The sequence below is a fragment of the Pannonibacter sp. SL95 genome (assembly GCF_026672425.1).
Taxonomy (GTDB): Bacteria; Pseudomonadota; Alphaproteobacteria; order Rhizobiales; family Stappiaceae; genus Pannonibacter.
The window spans coordinates 1,884,171-1,899,086 of record NZ_JAPPRC010000003.1; the positions used below are offsets into that span (position 1 = coordinate 1,884,171).

Below are 14,916 nucleotides of genomic sequence, written 5' to 3' on the forward strand. Positions count from 1 at the left end.
CGATGCCTGAGCGGCCAGAGAAATAGCCTCGGATTGCGTATCCCATTTGAGGGGGGGCCGCAAGCGCATGCTGCACCGCTTTCGGGTCGGCTGCGGCGCAAACGCGCCACAGCCTGAAGGCAATGTATACGAAAGTATGCGGATGCTCAGGCCGCCTGATCGGCGATGCGGCCCAATGCCTCATCCTTGCCCAGGACGACCAGCACATCATAGATGCCCGGAGAGGTGGAGCGGCCGGTCAGGGCGGCGCGCAGCGGCTGGGCCACCTTGCCGAGCTTCAGGCCCGCGGTCTCGGCATAGGCCTTCACGATGGCTTCGGTGCTCGCCAGCGACCATTCCGCATCGGCGGTCAGAAGTGGCAGAAGACCGGCGAGAATCGCCTTGCCCTCGGCGTCGAGCAGCGCTGCGGCCTTGTCCTCAAGGTCCAGCGGACGCGCGCGCCAGAGATAGGACGCGCTGTCGGTCAGCTCGACCAGGGTCTTGGCGCGTTCCTTGAGGCCGGGCAGGGCGGCAAGCACCTTGGCCTCGTTGCCGGGCAGGGCCATCCAGTTCAGCACGCTCTCGCCGCCCTCGACATGGGCAAGGCAGGCTTTCCAGTGAACGAGCAGCTCCGCATCGGGCGTTGCGCGCATGTAGTGGCCGTTGAGGTTTTCCAGCTTCTTGAAGTCGAAGCGGGACGGCGACTTGCCGACCGAATCAAGCCCGAACCACGACACCATCTCTTCGGTCGACATGATCTCGCTGTCGCCGTGGCTCCAGCCGAGGCGGGCAAGGTAGTTGCGCATGGCGGCCGGGAGATAGCCCATGGCGCGGTAGGCTTCCGCCCCGAGCGCGCCGTGCCGCTTGGACAGCTTGGCCCCGTCCGGACCGTGGATCAGCGGGATATGCGCCATCACCGGAACATCCCAGCCCATGGCCTCGTAGATGAGCTTCTGGCGGGCGGCGTTGGTCAGGTGGTCATCGCCGCGGATGATGTGGGTGACGCCCATGTCGTGGTCGTCGACCACCACGGCCAGCATGTAGGTGGGCACGCCGTCGGAGCGCAGCAGCACGAGATCATCAAGGTCCTTGTTCGGGAACACGACGCGGCCCTGCACCTGATCATCGATCACCGTCTCGCCGTCGAGCGGCGCGCGCAGACGGATGGCCGGGGCGACGCCTGCGGGGGCTTCCGAGGCGTCGCGGTCGCGCCAGCGGCCGTCATAGCGCGGCGGGCGCCCTTCGGCGCGGGCCTTCTCGCGCATCTCGTCCAGTTCCTGCGGCGTGCAGTAGCACTTGTAGGCCGTGCCGCGGGCCAGCATCTCGGCGACCACTTCCTGATGGCGCGCGACGCGGCCAAACTGCGACACCGGTTCCCCGTCCCAGGACAGGCCGAGCCAGGTCAGGCCATCGAGAATGGCATCCACCGCTGCCGTGGTGGAGCGGGCGCGGTCGGTATCCTCGATGCGCAGCAGCATCTTGCCGCCATGGCGCTGCGAAAAAAGCCAGTTGAAAAGGGCCGTGCGGGCGCCGCCGATGTGCAGGTAGCCGGTGGGCGAGGGCGCGAAACGGGTGATGATCTGGTCGGCCATGGTCTTGGGGATCGTTCTCTGTCAAGGTGAGGCGTGGGCCCGGAGGCCAGCGCGAGACTGCTGCGGTGTTTAGCACAGGCTCGCGGGCGGGCAAACCGGGCCGCTGCGAGGGCTGCCATGCAGCGCGGGGACGGGAGCGAACCGGAGACGGAGGCGGGCGAAGACGCAGCGCATAACGGTCGCGTCACCCGCGCGTCATCTTTTTTGAGATCGGGACAAGCGCAATCCTTGCCTGCGCAAGGTGGCGGACAGGGCGCCGCGTTGCGCCGGCTCCGCGCGCTGTGGCAGAGGAAGCCGGGCCCGCCGGGCACCGCACAGGCTGGGGCCGCCCCAGCGAAAACAGGTGGACGCATTGCCGAGGATCACCGGCTGCTGCATGTCGCCTTTGCCTTTGCCGCCGGTATAGCGGTCTATTTCCTGCTGCCGGCGGAACCCGTTCTGGCGGTCGTGCTGCTGCTTGCAGGCGGGGGGCTAGCGCTGGCAGTGCTGGCGCACTGGCGCGGGCGGCTGACGGCGGCGCTGTTGCTGACCGCCGCAGTACTGTGCGGTCTGGCGGCGGGTGCGCTGCGCACGGCCAGCGTTGCCGCGCCGGTGCTCGCCGAGGCGCGCTCGGTGACGGTGACCGGCCGCGTGCTGGACCGGGTGGCGACGGGCACGGGCAGCCAGCTGGTTGTGGGGCTTGTGGATGCCGAAGGACTTGGCCGTCAGGCAATGCTCGGCGCGGGTGCGCCTGTCGTTGCGGGGGGAAAGCGGCGCCGGTCTGATGCCGGGGGACGGGGTGCGGCTGCGCGCGCGGCTGATCCCGCCGTCCGGGCCGCTGCGACCGGGCGGCTATGACTTTGCCTTTGCGGCTTATTACCGGGGCATCGGGGCGACGGGGTTCGTGTTCGGGGCGCCGGAACGGGTGGATCTCGGACCGCCGGGGCCGTGGCTGACGTTTCTGGCGGCGGTGGAGCGGCTGCGGCTGGAGGTGGCGCGCGAGGCCGATGTGGCGCTGGGGGCTGGCGATGAAAGCGCCATAGCGGCAGCGCTTCTGGTGGGGCTGCGCGGGGAGATTTCCGAACAGGCAGATGCGGACCTGCGCGAGGCCGGGCTGTCGCATGTGCTGTCGATTTCCGGCCTGCACATGGTGCTGTTTGCCGGCGGCATGTACTGGCTGGTGCTGGCCGTGCTTGCCGCCTTCCCGGTTCTGGCCCTGCGCCTGCCGCTGTCACGCATTGCTGCGGCGGCGGCATTGTTGGCGGCGACATGCTACCTGCTTCTGTCGGGGGCAAGCGTGCCGACGCAACGGTCCTATCTGATGATCGCGATGGTGTTCATCGGGCTGATGACCGGGCGGCGCGGCCTCAGCCTGCGCAGTGTGGCCCTGGCAGCGCTCGGGCTCCTCGCGCTGAGGCCGGAGGAAATCTTCGCGCCCGGGTTCCAGATGTCCTTTGCTGCCGTCATCTGCCTGATCGCCGCCTATGATGATTATGGCCGCTGGTCGCGGCAACGGCTGAGCCGCCGCCGCAAGCGCCCGGACCATGGGCTTGTCATGTCTGCCTGCCGGGCGGCCGGAGCCTGGGTGCTGGGCGTCTCGGCGACCTCGCTGGTGGCGGGCCTGGCGACCGGGGTGATCGCGGCCTATCACTTCGACCGGCTGTCGCCCTACGGATTGCTCGGCAACCTTCTGGCGATGCCGGCTGTGTCCATGATCGTCATGCCGGCAGGCGTCGCCGCGTTTTTGCTGCAGCCGCTGGGGCTTGCGGCCCCGGCGCTGATCGTCATGGGCGAAGGCATCTGGCTGATGCTTGAGGCGGCCCGGTTCACGGCCGGGCTCAGCGACAGCGACGGCGTCATAGGTCAGGTGCCTGCGCTCGCCGGGGCACTGATGAGCGCGGCGGTGTTCTGGCTGTTCCTCGCCGAGGGCTGGCGGCGCGGGCTGGCGGTGGTGCCGGCGCTGGCCGGGCTGATGGTCTGGGGCCTGTACCGGCCGCCGGATCTCTATGTGGGGGACAAGGGCACGCAGGTGGCTGCAAGGGACGCCGACGGCGTGCTGCGCATTTCCGGCGGGCGGATCGGCTTTGCAGCCGAGCTCTGGCTGACCGCCGAGGGAATCCCGGAGCGGCAGTTTGCCAGCCATAAGGACAGCGCTGCCCAGACGCGCTGTGATGGCGAGGGCTGTGTGATTGCGGCCTATCCGCCACCTCCGGCTCCGGGCGAAGGCCCCGCGGCGGAACCCACCATCCGCCCCCTGAAGATCGCCCTGACCCGCAAGGGGACCGGGCTCGACAGCGATTGCCTGCGCGCCGATATCGTCGTGACCGGACTGGCGGCACCGCCCGGCTGCAAGGCGGCAAGGGTGTATGACGCCAGCGCGCGAGGGTTCGGTGGTGTTGCGCTGTGGCTGGACCACCAGGCTGGCCGCACGGTCATCACGCGCGCCTTGCCAACCCGTCCACCGGGTCAGCGCCCATGGCAGCTGGCACCGGCGGCCGCAGAGACTGCCGCAGAGGCTGCCGGAGAGACAGCCGAGGACGCCCCAGCAGAGCCGCTGGCCGAAAGCAGCCGCTGACCATCAGCCATGCCCCGGAGGGCGAAGAAAGAAGACGCTGAGAGGGAAGCGGGGCGGGGGTTGCGCTTCCCTCTCAGCGTCCGGTGCCCGGCAGAAATCCAGCTGTGGCGCGCTGGAGGGGACGGAGGCAACGTCTGCCGGAACACAAGTCGGTTGGCTGGCCAAAGTCAGCCGGAAAACAATCAGCTGGTTGCCAGCACGCCGGGCAAGCATCAGCCGTTCTGAACGGCCGGAACCGTTCAGGGTCAGGTAACGGGTAGAGCCGGAAGACGCACCGGCGCAGAACACCTGCGCCAGACTGCCGACAAACCCTTTATCGTCATCCCGGACGCAGCGAAGCGGAGATCCGGGACCGGAGAGCCAAGGTTTCTCCGGGGGGGAACGCATTGAAGAATAAAGGCCCCGAATCTCCGGTCCCGGCTCGGCGCTACGCTTGGCCGGGATGACTTCGGGAGGGTAGAGGTTTGTCATCAAGTTCACGCAGGCACAGAACACCTGCGCCTTGCCGCAAACCCCTCTCGGTCAGTACTGGTTGTCAGTACTGGCGGAACAGTGCCACCAGCTTGCCCTGGACCCGCACACGGCCGGGGCCGAAGATACGGGTCTCGTAGGCCGGGTTGGCCGCTTCCAGCGCGATGGAGGCGCCCTTCTTGCGCAGGCGCTTCAAGGTGGCTTCCTCGTCATCGACCAGGGCGACGACAATGTCACCGCTCTCGGCCGCATCGGTCCGCCGGATCAGCACCGTGTCGCCGTCGAGAATGCCGGCCTCGATCATCGAGTCGCCGCGCACTTCCAGCGCGAAATGCTCGCCGCGGCCCAGCATGTCCTGGGGTACGGAAATCGTGTGGCTGTGGGTCTGGATCGCCTCGATCGGCACACCGGCCGCGATCCGGCCCATGACCGGAATGCTGGTGATGCCGCTGGCCGGCTCCGGCTCGGAACGGGCGGGCGCGGGAGGCTGGGTCTTGCCGAGCGACCCCTCGATCACGGACGGGGCAAAGCCCTTGCCGCGCGGGGCGGCGAGGCCCGGAGACATGGAGTCCGGCAGGCGAACCACTTCCATGGCACGGGCGCGGTTGGGCAGGCGGCGGATGAAGCCACGCTCCTCAAGCGCGGTGATCAGCCGGTGAATGCCCGACTTCGACCTGAGGTCGAGCGCGTCCTTCATCTCGTCGAAGGAGGGCGGAACGCCGCTTTCCTTCAGGCGCTCATGGATGAACATGAGCAGTTCGTGTTGCTTGCGGGTCAGCATGGCGAATCCCCGTGGCGGGAGGCGGTACAAATCATGAACGCAGATTACTCGTTCTCACTGTGTTCCACAAGTCTTAAGGCGAAGTTAGCGGGATGTTCCGCGTGATGGGGTCATGGACGGGGAGGCCAACTGCGGCTAGGAAAGGGCAAATGACCGGATCTCCGTTGCCATGCCCGAGCCGATGCAGATGAACACAACGCCCCAAATCCCGTCTGGCGCCCCGGGCTCGGCGGTGGCCGCGGTCGACCGTCTGGTCGAGGAGTTTGCCGGCCGGCGGCCTTTGCGCGCCGGGGCCTTCATCGTCACGCTGTATGGCGATGTGGTGGTGCCGCGCGGTGGATCGTTGTGGGTCGGCAACGTGATCGAGGCCTGCGCCCGTGTCGGGATCAGTGAAACGCTGGTGCGCACGGCCGCCTCGCGGCTTGTCGCCACCGGACGGCTTGAGGGCACCCGGGTCGGGCGGCTTGGCTATTATGGCCTTACCGATGCGGCGCGGGCCGAGTTCAGTGCCGCTGCCGCGCGGCTTTATACGCTGTCGGCAGGGGCAGGTGAGCTCGGGTTTACGCTGGCCCTGCGCGGTGGGGAAGGCGATGCCGCCGCTGTCGACGCCGGGCTGGAAGCGGCAGGTTTCGTTCGGCTGGGCGACGGGCTGGCGCTGGCCATCGGGGAGCGACCAGTGCCCGCCGGATGGGCCCGGCTTGCGGTTTCGCCAGGTGATCTGACGGATGGCGCGGCGCTGCGCGCGGCCGTGCGCAGGGTCTGGAACCTTGGCGAGCTGGAAGCGGGATATGAAGCGTTCATGGCCCGGTTCTCGCCACTGGCTCAGCTGCTCGCCCAAGGGGAGCGACTGACAGACGGGCTGAGTGCCCTGTCGGCAAGGCTGTTGCTGGTGCATGGCTTCCGTGCCCTGGCCTTGCGTGATCCGGGGCTTGCACGGCCTGCGTTGCCGGACGACTGGGCCGGCGAGCGGGCGAGGGCCCTGTTTGCCCGAACCTATCTGGCGCTGAGTGCCGCCGCTGATGCGCATGTCGCCAGCTTTGCCGGCCTTGGCGGCGCGCTGACGGCAACACCGCCTGAGGTGCTGGAGCGGCAGGCGCGGCTTGCGGACGTCTCATCCTGACGTGAAGACCGGTTGATTCAGGTCTGCCGTGCCGTGCCGCGACGCGCGTCGGCATGGGTTGCCGTCGGCGTATTTTTCTTGAGAGCGAGACTTGGGAAAAGGGAGGCAGGCAATCCCGCCGAGGGTTGCGGGGAGCGGGATCGCCTGTCCGGGAGGTTTCTGACCTTGGAAACCACAAGCTTAAGATGGGTGGACTGAACGGCCGGTTCAAGTCTGCGGGCCTCGTTCATTTGGAGGGGGGCCTTTGGTGGAGGCCGGTACGGATTTTTCGTTCAAGGAGCACAGTCATACCGCAACGTGTCACAAGAATTCCGAAAATAGCTGTTGCGGTGTGATGCGAGAATGCATATGGTGACCGTGCGGTCGATGAATTGGGGGTGAGGCTCAGCTCTCGAACGCCTGCCGGTCTGAACAGGCCCGCATGACAGTTTCTGGGGACGCTTCTGAGGGAGGAAGTGGATGTCCGACGCCTTTATCTGCGACGCAGTCCGCACGCCGATTGGCCGCTATGGCGGGGCGCTGTCGTCCGTCCGCGCCGACGATCTGGCCGCCGCGCCGCTGGCCGCCCTTGTGTCGCGCCACCCGGGTCTCGACTGGAGTGCGGTCGAGGACATCATTTACGGCTGTGCCAACCAGGCCGGCGAAGACAATCGCAACGTTGCCCGCATGGCCGGGCTCCTGGCCGGGCTGCCGGTGTCGGTGCCTGGCACCACGGTCAACCGTCTCTGCGGCTCAGGCATGGATGCGGTCGGCATGGCCGCGCGTGGCATCCGGGCTGGCGACTATGATTTCGTGCTGGCTGGCGGCGTCGAGAGCATGTCGCGGGCGCCTTTCGTGATGCCAAAGGCTGACACGGCCTTTTCCCGCAGTTCCGCAATTTACGACACCACCATCGGCTGGCGCTTCGTCAATCCGAAGATGAAGGCGGCTTACGGCATCGACTCCATGCCGGAAACGGCGGACAATGTTGCGGCGGATTTCAACATCGCCCGCGTGGATCAGGACGCTTTTGCGGCCCGCAGCCAGGCCCGCTGGGCCAGTGCGCAGGATCAGGGGCTCTTTGCGCAGGAGATTGCGCCGGTCGAGGTGAAACGGGGCAAGGGCGAGACCGTCATGGTTGCCGTTGATGAGCATCCGCGCCCGGGCACGACGGCCGAGCAGCTTGCCAAGCTCAAGGGCGTCAATGGTCCGGAGCTGACCGTGACGGCGGGCAATGCCTCCGGCGTCAATGATGGCGCCGCCGCGCTGATGCTGGCGAGCGAAGCAGCGGTGGCCCGTCACGGTCTGACGCCGATGGCGCGGGTTGTCGCGATGGCTGCGGCCGGTGTCGAGCCGCGTGTCATGGGCATCGGTCCGGTGCCGGCGGTGCGCCGGGTTCTGGCCAAGGCGGGTCTGACGCTGGACCAGATGGACGTGATCGAGCTGAATGAGGCCTTCGCGGCGCAGGCGCTGGCGGTGCTGCGCCAGCTTGGACTTGCCGACGATGCGCCCGATGTCAATCCGAATGGCGGGGCCATTGCGCTTGGCCATCCGCTCGGCATGAGCGGCGCGCGGCTGGTGACGACGGCCGCCTATCAGTTGCAGCGCGTGCAGGGACGCTATGCGCTCTGCACCATGTGTATCGGTGTCGGGCAGGGCATCGCCCTGATCCTCGAACGGGTGTGAGCAAAGGGGGCCAGTCCGGCCCCGCAAGGTCAATTCAGGCTTCTGGAGGACGCACATGTACGCACAGATGGTGAAGACCGACGCCAACAGCGTGAAGACACTGGATGAGATGGACGCCAATGAGCGCGCCTTCCAGCAGCGGATCGACGCGGGCATCAAGATCGAGCCGAAGGAATGGATGCCGGAAGGCTACCGCAAGACGCTGATCCGGCAGATCTCGCAGCATGCCCATTCGGAAATCGTCGGCCAGCTGCCGGAAGCCAACTGGATCAGCCGCGCGCCGACGTTGGAGCGCAAGGCGATCCTGCTGGCCAAGGTGCAGGACGAGGCCGGTCATGGCCTCTATCTCTACTGCGCTGCCGAGACGCTTGGCGTGTCGCGTGACGAGCTGCTGGAGCAGCTGCATTCGGGCAAGGCCAAGTATTCCTCGATCTTCAACTATCCGACGCTGAACTGGGCCGATGTCGGCATGATCGGCTGGCTGGTGGATGGCGCGGCGATCATGAATCAGGTGCCGCTGCAGCGCTGCTCCTTCGGTCCCTACAGCCGGGCGATGATCCGCATCTGCAAGGAAGAGAGCTTCCATCAGCGCCAGGGCTATGACGCGCTGGTGAAGATGTGCCGGCAGGGTACGCCGGAACAGTTGGAAATGGCGCAGGATTCGATCAATCGCTGGTGGTGGCCGGCGCTGATGATGTTCGGCCCGTCCGACGCGGACTCGGTGCATTCCGCCCAGTCCATGGCCTGGAAGATCAAGATCAATTCCAATGATGAGCTGCGCCAGAAGTTCGTCGACCAGACCGTGCCGCAGGCCGAATACCTTGGCCTGAAGATCCCCGATCCGGACCTGAAGTGGAACGAGGAAAAGGGCGGCTACGACTTCGGCGAGATCGACTGGACCGAATTTTACGAAGTGATCAAGGGCAACGGTCCTTGCAACAAGGAACGGCTCGCCGCCCGGGTCAAGGCCTGGGACGACGGTGCCTGGTACCGGGAAGGCCTGCTGGCCCATGCCCGCAAGAAGAATGCCGCAAAAGCCGCAGCCTGAACCGACGCGCATACGAGGGAGAAACGTCCATGAACGAATGGCCGCTCTGGGAAGTCTTCATCCGCGGACAGCATGGCCTGTCGCACCGTCACGTCGGCAGCCTGCATGCGCCGGACGCCGAAAAGGCGATCATGGCCGCGCGGGACGTCTACACCCGCCGCAACGAGGGCGTCAGCATCTGGGTGGTGGAAACCCGCCACATCGCCGCCAGCGCGCCGGGCGACAAGGGCCCGCTGTTCGATCCCTCGAACAGCAAGGCCTATCGCCACCCGACCTTCTTTGACATTCCCGAAGAAGTCGGAGCGATGTGATGAGCGACCTGCCGCTTTTCGATCTGTGCCTCAGGATGGGCGACACCTGCCTTGTCCTGGCGCAGCGCACCTCGGAATGGATCGGCCATGCGCCGGTGCTGGAAGAGGACATCGGCCTTGCCAACATCGCGCTGGATCTGGTTGGCCAGACCCAGCTCTGGCTGGGCCTTGCCGCCGAGGTTGAGGGCAAGGGCCGTTCGGCTGACGAACTGGCCTACCGCCGTGATCAGGGTGCCTATCGCAACCTGCTGATTGCTGAACGCCCGAACGGCGACTTCGGCCACACCCTGATGCGGCAGTATTTGTTCGACGCCTGGCACTATCCGATGCTGCAGGGGCTGACCGCCTCCAGCGACAGCCGCGTGGCCGAGATTGCCGAAAAGGCGCTGAAGGAAGTGTCCTATCACATCGCCCGCAGCGCCGATCTGGTGATCTCGCTCGGCGACGGCACGCCGGAAAGCCATGCCCGCATGCAGGCCGCACTGAACGACCTGTGGCCTTACACGGGCGAGATGCTGATCGTGGACGAGGTTGATGCCGCGCTTTGCGAGGCAGGGCTTGCCCCTGACCTTGAACCCGTCTCGGCCGCCTGGCACGCTCATGTGGAGGCAACCTTGACGCAGGCAACCCTTGCCAAGCCGGCCTCCGGCTACATGCACAAGGGCGGCAAGCGCGGGCTGCACAGCGAACACCTGGGCTACATCCTGGCCGAAATGCAGTTCCTGCAGCGGGCCTATCCGACCGCGACCTGGTGAGGCAGCGATGACAACAGCGCCGTTTCATCCTGCTGTCGAGGAGATCTGGAGCTGGCTGTCTGACGTGCCGGATCCGGAAATCCCGGTCATCTCGCTGGTCGATCTCGGCATCATCCGCGATGTCAGCTGGCAGGACGGGACGCTGGTGGTCAAGGTGACGCCGACCTATTCGGGCTGCCCGGCGACCAGCGTCATCAACTTCGAGATCGAGAGGGCGCTGCGCGATCACGGCATCGCCGATCTCCGCCTCGAGCGCCAGCTGTCCCCGGCCTGGACCACGGACTGGATCAGCGCCGAGGGGCGGGCCAAGCTGACGGATTACGGCATTGCCCCGCCGGTGGCAGGCTCGTCCTGTGGCGGCGGCGTGCTGTCGAACCCGGTCGTTGGCTGCCCGCGCTGCGGTTCGTCCAACACGGAAATGGTCAGCCGCTTCGGCTCCACGCCCTGCAAGGCCGGATACCGCTGCCGCGACTGCCTGGAACCCTTCGATTACTTCAAGTGCATCTGACCGGCTCAGCCGGGCCCCGTGCAACAGGCCTGACGAGCGGACTTTAGGAGGAGCGCGACATGGCGCAGTTCTATCCCCTGAGCGTGACCGAGGTGCGGCGCGAAACGCGCGACGCCGTGGTGCTGACGCTGGTGCCGCGTGAGGAGGATCGCGCGGCCTTCGATTTCCTTGCCGGGCAATATCTCACCTTCCGCCGCGACTTTGACGGGGAGGAGCTGCGCCGCTCCTATTCCATCTGCGCCGCGCGCGGTGAGGGGGCCTTGAAGGTTGGCATCAAGCGGGTCGATGGCGGGGCCTTCTCCTCCTGGGTCAATGACGAGCTGACGGCCGGAACTGTGCTTGAGGCCATGCCGCCGATGGGCACGTTCCATGCGCCGATCGAGCCCGCGCGGCCGAAATCCTATCTCGGCTTTGCCGGCGGTTCGGGCATCACGCCGGTGCTGGGGATCCTGAAGACGGTGCTGGCGGAGGAGCCGAAGTCGGACTTCACGCTCGTTTACGGCAACCGGTCGATCAACGCGATCATGTTCCGCGAGGAGCTTGAGGATCTCAAGAACACCTATCTTGGCCGGCTCAACATCATCCATATCCTGGAGAGCGAGTCGCAGGACATCGACCTGTTTTCCGGCCGGCTGGATGCGCAGAAGTGCAAGACGCTGTTCGGCACCTGGGTCAACGTGGCCAAGGCGGACATGGCCTTCATCTGCGGTCCCGAACCGATGATGCTGGCTGTCTCGGCCGCGCTTAAGGAGAACGGGCTGCCTGAGGACCGGATCAAGTTCGAGCTGTTTGCCTCCGGCCAGCCGGGACGGGCGAAGCAGCGCGCGGAAGCAGCTGATGCTGCTCGCGCCGCCGGTGACATCTGCCACGCCACCATTACCGTCGACGGCGCAACGCGGGTGATCGAAATGCCGCGCAAGGGCCAGAGCCTGCTCGATGCTGCACTCGGGGCAAGCCTTGATGCGCCTTACGCCTGCAAGGCGGGGGTCTGCTCCACCTGCCGTGCCCTTGTCACCGAGGGTGAGGTGGAGATGGAGGCGAACTATGCGCTGGAAGACTACGAGGTGCGGCGCGGCTACGTGCTGACCTGCCAGTGCTACCCCGTCAGCGACCATGTGGTCGTGGATTACGACCAGTGAGCGATCCGGCCTTGGACCTCGGGAGGAGGGCAGCATGAGCGAAGACATGGAACTGGCCGATTATCTGGCCAAGGGTGGCAAGCTGACGTCGCCGGCCAATGTGCCTGCGCGCTACCGGGCCGAGCTGATGCGGTTGATGGCGAGCTTCGTCGACAGCGAGCTGGCGGGGGCTGCGGGCTTTGCCGACCGGATCAACGAGGCGCCGGGCCTGTCCCAGCGGGCGGCGGCTGCGCGCATTGTCGCGGAAAAATTCGAGAATGCGGCCAAGGTTCTGGCAGTCATGGGCGACTTTGGTGCCGACACCCGGCGTTATGCCGCGCAGCACCCCTGGGCCGCGCGCATGCCCCGCGATGCCGATATCGGACAGACCCGCCAGGGCGGCGACATGCGCCTGTCGGTGTTCCACTCCCCGATCACCGACTGGACCGACAGCGTCGTCATGAACGTGCTGATGGGCAAGGCGAGCCTGCTGCAGATCGAGGAGCTGGCGCGCGCGTCCTACCAGCCGCTGGCCGAGGTGATGCGGGAGATCCTGGCCATCGAGACCCGTCACGCGACCTCAGGCATTGCGGCGCTGAAGGCGCTGGCGGGAGAGCCCGGAGCAATGGCCGCGATCCAGACGGCCTATGCCTATTGGCACCCGCGCGTCGCCGCCAGCTTTGGTGCGGCGCGGTCCAGCCGGTTTGAGGCGCTGGCCCGTCTTGGCCTGCGCCATACCCCCAACGAGGCGCTCGCGGCCCGCTGGCAGCAGGACGTGGCCGATCTGTTCACGGACCTCGGTCAGGCGCGGGCCGCCGATTGACCATCGAATTGCAAGAGAGAGACGACATGACCCTTATGAGCGATGCGCCGCGCCGCCTCCAAAGCTATGCTTGCGGCGCCTGGGTGTCCGGGACCGGCAAGGGCCAGGTGCTGGCCGATGCCTCGACCGGGGCACCGGTGGCCGTCATTGATGCCGCCGGTCTCGATACCGCTGCAATGCTGGCCTACGGCCGGGAAACCGGTGGCAAGGCCCTGCGCGCAATGACCTATCACCAGCGCGCCGGTCTTCTGAAAGAACTCGCCAAGCACCTCATGGAGGTGAAGGAAGAGTTCTACGCCCTGTCGAGCGCCACCGGCGCCACCCGGACCGATGGCTGGGTCGACATCGAAGGCGGCATCGGCACGCTGTTTGCCTATTCCTCGATCGGCCGCCGCCAGCTGCCCAACACGCGTCTGCTGATCGATGGCGAACCAGAGGTCCTGTCCAAGGACGGCAGCTTTGCTGGCCAGCACATTCTCAGCCCGCTCGAGGGCGTGGCGGTGCACATCAACGCCTACAACTTCCCGTGCTGGGGCATGCTGGAAAAGCTCGCACCGACCTGGCTTGCGGGCATGCCGGCCATCGTCAAGCCGGCGAGCCAGACCGCTTACCTCACCGAGTTGATGGTCCGGCGCATCATCGACAGCGGCTTGCTGCCCGAAGGCGCGTTGCAGCTGGTCTCCGGTTCGGTCGGCTCGATGCTGGACCATGTCACGGCGCAGGATGTCGTGACCTTCACCGGCTCGGCGTCAACCGGCCGGATGCTGCGGTCGCATCCCGAGATCATCGCCAATTCGGTGCGCTTCACCATGGAGGCCGACAGTCTGAACGCGTCGGTGCTTGGCCCGGATGCGGTGCCGGGCACGGAGGAGTTCGACCTGTTCGTGCGCGAGGTCGTGCGCGAGATGACCGTGAAGTCGGGCCAGAAATGCACGGCCATCCGCCGCGTCATCGTGCCGGAAGCCTTGTCGGAAGCGGTGATCAAGGCGATTGGCGAGAAGCTCGCCAAGACCACGATCGGCGATCCGCGCGCCGAGGGCGTGCGCATGGGGCCGCTGGCCAGCCTGTCGCAGCGCGAGGAAGTGCGGGGCCGGGTCAAGGATCTCTGCCGCGAGGCCGAGCTGGCCTATGGCACACCGGACGCGGTTGATCCGATTGCCGGTGACCCGGACAAGGGCGCGTTCCAGTCGCCGGTGCTGCTGTACTGCGGGCGTCCCCTGGACGCAGCCATCCTGCATTCCGTCGAGGCCTTTGGTCCGGTGGCCACTGTGATGCCCTATCGCAGCACCGATGAGGCCATCGAACTGGCTGCGCGCGGTGAGGGCAGTCTGGTCTCGTCCGTCTTCACCAATGATGGCGACTTCGCCCGTGAGGCGGTGCTGGGCCTGGCGCCCTGGCATGGCCGCGTGCTGATCGGCAACCGGACCACGGCCAAGTCCTCGACGGGTCATGGCTCGCCGTTGCCGCAGATGATCCACGGCGGCCCCGGCCGCGCCGGTGGCGGGGAGGAAATGGGCGGCCTGCGCGGCGTGCATCATTACCTGCAGCGCACGGCGGTGCAGGGGTCTCCGGACATGCTGACCGCAGTGGCGGGCAAGTGGGTGCGCGGATCCGCCACGCGGACGGGCAACGTGCATCCGTTCCGCAAGTCCCTGGCTGAACTGGAGATCGGCGACACGCTTGTGACCGGCACCCGCACCGTGACGCTGGAGGACATCGAGCATTTCGCCGAGTTCACCGGTGATACGTTCTACGCCCACATGGACGAGGCGGCGGCCAAGGCCAATCCGTTCTTCGAAGGACGCGTCGCGCATGGCTACTACATCGTCTCGGCGGCGGCGGGCCTGTTCGTGCAGCCCGATCCGGGTCCGGTGCTGGCCAACTACGGCGTCGACGCACTGCGCTTCCTGACCCCGGTCTATCCGGGCGACACGCTGCAGGTCTCGCTCACCTGCAAGGAAATCAACCCGCGTGAGGGCGCTGACTATGGTGAGGTGCGGTGGGATACCACGGTGACCAACCAGCGCAGCGAAGTGGTGGCCCAGTATGACGTGCTGACCATGGTGGCGAAGGTCTGGCCGATGGCCGCCTGATAGGCAGGTCGAGCGTCTACGGGCGCTCGATACATCCTCCGCGCTGTCCCGGCCTTGAGCCGGGACCTGGTGGGATGTCGCGATGCCAGCCTGACTGG

13 protein-coding genes are annotated in these 14,916 nt (G+C 66.7%); 11 read left to right on the forward strand and 2 right to left on the reverse strand.

Annotated elements, in window-relative coordinates:
• Positions 1-146: 146 nt before the first annotated feature.
• Positions 147-1,571, reverse strand: a complete 1,425-nt coding sequence (gltX, locus tag OVA12_RS09550) for a glutamate--tRNA ligase (RefSeq protein WP_268136645.1) — start codon at positions 1,569-1,571, stop codon at positions 147-149.
• A 228-nt stretch (positions 1,572-1,799) separates the two neighbouring features.
• Here gltX and OVA12_RS09555 point away from each other — a divergent pair, with 228 nt between their 5' ends.
• Together OVA12_RS09555 and OVA12_RS09560 are read left to right on the forward strand one after the other, a co-directional pair.
• A complete protein-coding gene (locus OVA12_RS09555) occupies positions 1,800-2,408 on the forward strand; it encodes a hypothetical protein (protein WP_268136647.1) in 609 nt (202 codons plus the stop codon).
• On the forward strand, positions 2,335-4,125 hold the full coding sequence (locus OVA12_RS09560; protein ID WP_268136649.1) for a ComEC/Rec2 family competence protein: 1,791 nt from the start codon (positions 2,335-2,337) through the stop codon (positions 4,123-4,125). The genes OVA12_RS09555 and OVA12_RS09560 overlap by 74 nt, the downstream gene beginning before the upstream one ends.
• 535 nt (positions 4,126-4,660) lie before the next feature.
• Here the strand turns inward: OVA12_RS09560 and lexA are convergent.
• Complete coding sequence (lexA, locus tag OVA12_RS09565; protein WP_268136651.1) at positions 4,661-5,377, reverse strand: transcriptional repressor LexA; 717 nt, start codon at positions 5,375-5,377, stop codon at positions 4,661-4,663.
• Between the two features lie 169 nt (positions 5,378-5,546).
• Here lexA and OVA12_RS09570 point away from each other — a divergent pair, with 169 nt between their 5' ends.
• The 9 genes from OVA12_RS09570 to paaZ all read left to right on the forward strand — a co-directional run bounded on the left by OVA12_RS09570 (position 5,547) and on the right by paaZ (position 14,818).
• Entirely contained in the window at positions 5,547-6,497 is a 951-nt protein-coding gene (locus OVA12_RS09570; RefSeq protein WP_268136653.1) for a PaaX family transcriptional regulator C-terminal domain-containing protein, read from the forward strand.
• Positions 6,498-6,956: 459 nt separating this feature from the next.
• Positions 6,957-8,162 (forward strand): 3-oxoadipyl-CoA thiolase, encoded by a 1,206-nt coding sequence (gene pcaF / locus OVA12_RS09575; RefSeq protein ID WP_268136655.1) that lies wholly within the window; start codon positions 6,957-6,959, stop codon positions 8,160-8,162.
• 55 nt (positions 8,163-8,217) lie between these two features.
• On the forward strand, positions 8,218-9,210 hold the full coding sequence (gene paaA / locus OVA12_RS09580; protein ID WP_268136657.1) for a 1,2-phenylacetyl-CoA epoxidase subunit PaaA: 993 nt from the start codon (positions 8,218-8,220) through the stop codon (positions 9,208-9,210).
• A 29-nt stretch (positions 9,211-9,239) separates the two neighbouring features.
• Positions 9,240-9,521, forward strand: a complete 282-nt coding sequence (gene paaB, locus OVA12_RS09585; protein WP_106753251.1) for a 1,2-phenylacetyl-CoA epoxidase subunit PaaB — start codon at positions 9,240-9,242, stop codon at positions 9,519-9,521.
• Positions 9,521-10,276 (forward strand): 1,2-phenylacetyl-CoA epoxidase subunit PaaC, encoded by a 756-nt coding sequence (gene paaC / locus OVA12_RS09590; RefSeq protein WP_268136659.1) that lies wholly within the window; start codon positions 9,521-9,523, stop codon positions 10,274-10,276. The genes paaB and paaC overlap by 1 nt, the downstream gene beginning before the upstream one ends.
• Positions 10,277-10,283: 7 nt before the next feature.
• Positions 10,284-10,784, forward strand: a complete 501-nt coding sequence (gene paaD / locus OVA12_RS09595) for a 1,2-phenylacetyl-CoA epoxidase subunit PaaD (RefSeq protein WP_268136660.1) — start codon at positions 10,284-10,286, stop codon at positions 10,782-10,784.
• A gap of 59 nt (positions 10,785-10,843) precedes the next feature.
• Positions 10,844-11,923, forward strand: coding sequence for a 1,2-phenylacetyl-CoA epoxidase subunit PaaE (paaE, locus tag OVA12_RS09600; protein ID WP_268136662.1), 1,080 nt, complete (start codon positions 10,844-10,846; stop codon positions 11,921-11,923).
• Between the two features lie 34 nt (positions 11,924-11,957).
• Positions 11,958-12,725 carry a Phenylacetic acid catabolic protein gene (locus OVA12_RS09605; protein WP_268136665.1) on the forward strand — a complete coding sequence of 256 codons (768 nt, stop codon included), beginning with the start codon at positions 11,958-11,960 and terminating at the stop codon, positions 12,723-12,725.
• A gap of 26 nt (positions 12,726-12,751) precedes the next feature.
• Positions 12,752-14,818 (forward strand): phenylacetic acid degradation bifunctional protein PaaZ, encoded by a 2,067-nt coding sequence (gene paaZ / locus OVA12_RS09610; RefSeq protein WP_268136667.1) that lies wholly within the window; start codon positions 12,752-12,754, stop codon positions 14,816-14,818.
• Positions 14,819-14,916 lie beyond the last annotated feature (98 nt).

What these genes read in the sequence shown, in the direction of transcription:
- gltX (WP_268136645.1), bottom strand. Translation starts at nt 1,571, where the DNA reads ATGGCCGACCAGATCATCACCCGTTTCGCGCCCTCGCCCACCGGCTAC.
- OVA12_RS09560 (WP_268136649.1), top strand. Translation starts at nt 2,335, where the DNA reads ATGCCGGGGGACGGGGTGCGGCTGCGCGCGCGGCTGATCCCGCCGTCC.
- lexA (WP_268136651.1), bottom strand. Translation starts at nt 5,377, where the DNA reads ATGCTGACCCGCAAGCAACACGAACTGCTCATGTTCATCCATGAGCGC.
- OVA12_RS09570 (WP_268136653.1), top strand. Translation starts at nt 5,547, where the DNA reads ATGCCCGAGCCGATGCAGATGAACACAACGCCCCAAATCCCGTCTGGC.
- pcaF (WP_268136655.1), top strand. Translation starts at nt 6,957, where the DNA reads ATGTCCGACGCCTTTATCTGCGACGCAGTCCGCACGCCGATTGGCCGC.
- paaA (WP_268136657.1), top strand. Translation starts at nt 8,218, where the DNA reads ATGTACGCACAGATGGTGAAGACCGACGCCAACAGCGTGAAGACACTG.
- paaB (WP_106753251.1), top strand. Translation starts at nt 9,240, where the DNA reads ATGAACGAATGGCCGCTCTGGGAAGTCTTCATCCGCGGACAGCATGGC.
- paaC (WP_268136659.1), top strand. Translation starts at nt 9,521, where the DNA reads ATGAGCGACCTGCCGCTTTTCGATCTGTGCCTCAGGATGGGCGACACC.
- paaD (WP_268136660.1), top strand. Translation starts at nt 10,284, where the DNA reads ATGACAACAGCGCCGTTTCATCCTGCTGTCGAGGAGATCTGGAGCTGG.
- paaE (WP_268136662.1), top strand. Translation starts at nt 10,844, where the DNA reads ATGGCGCAGTTCTATCCCCTGAGCGTGACCGAGGTGCGGCGCGAAACG.
- OVA12_RS09605 (WP_268136665.1), top strand. Translation starts at nt 11,958, where the DNA reads ATGAGCGAAGACATGGAACTGGCCGATTATCTGGCCAAGGGTGGCAAG.
- paaZ (WP_268136667.1), top strand. Translation starts at nt 12,752, where the DNA reads ATGACCCTTATGAGCGATGCGCCGCGCCGCCTCCAAAGCTATGCTTGC.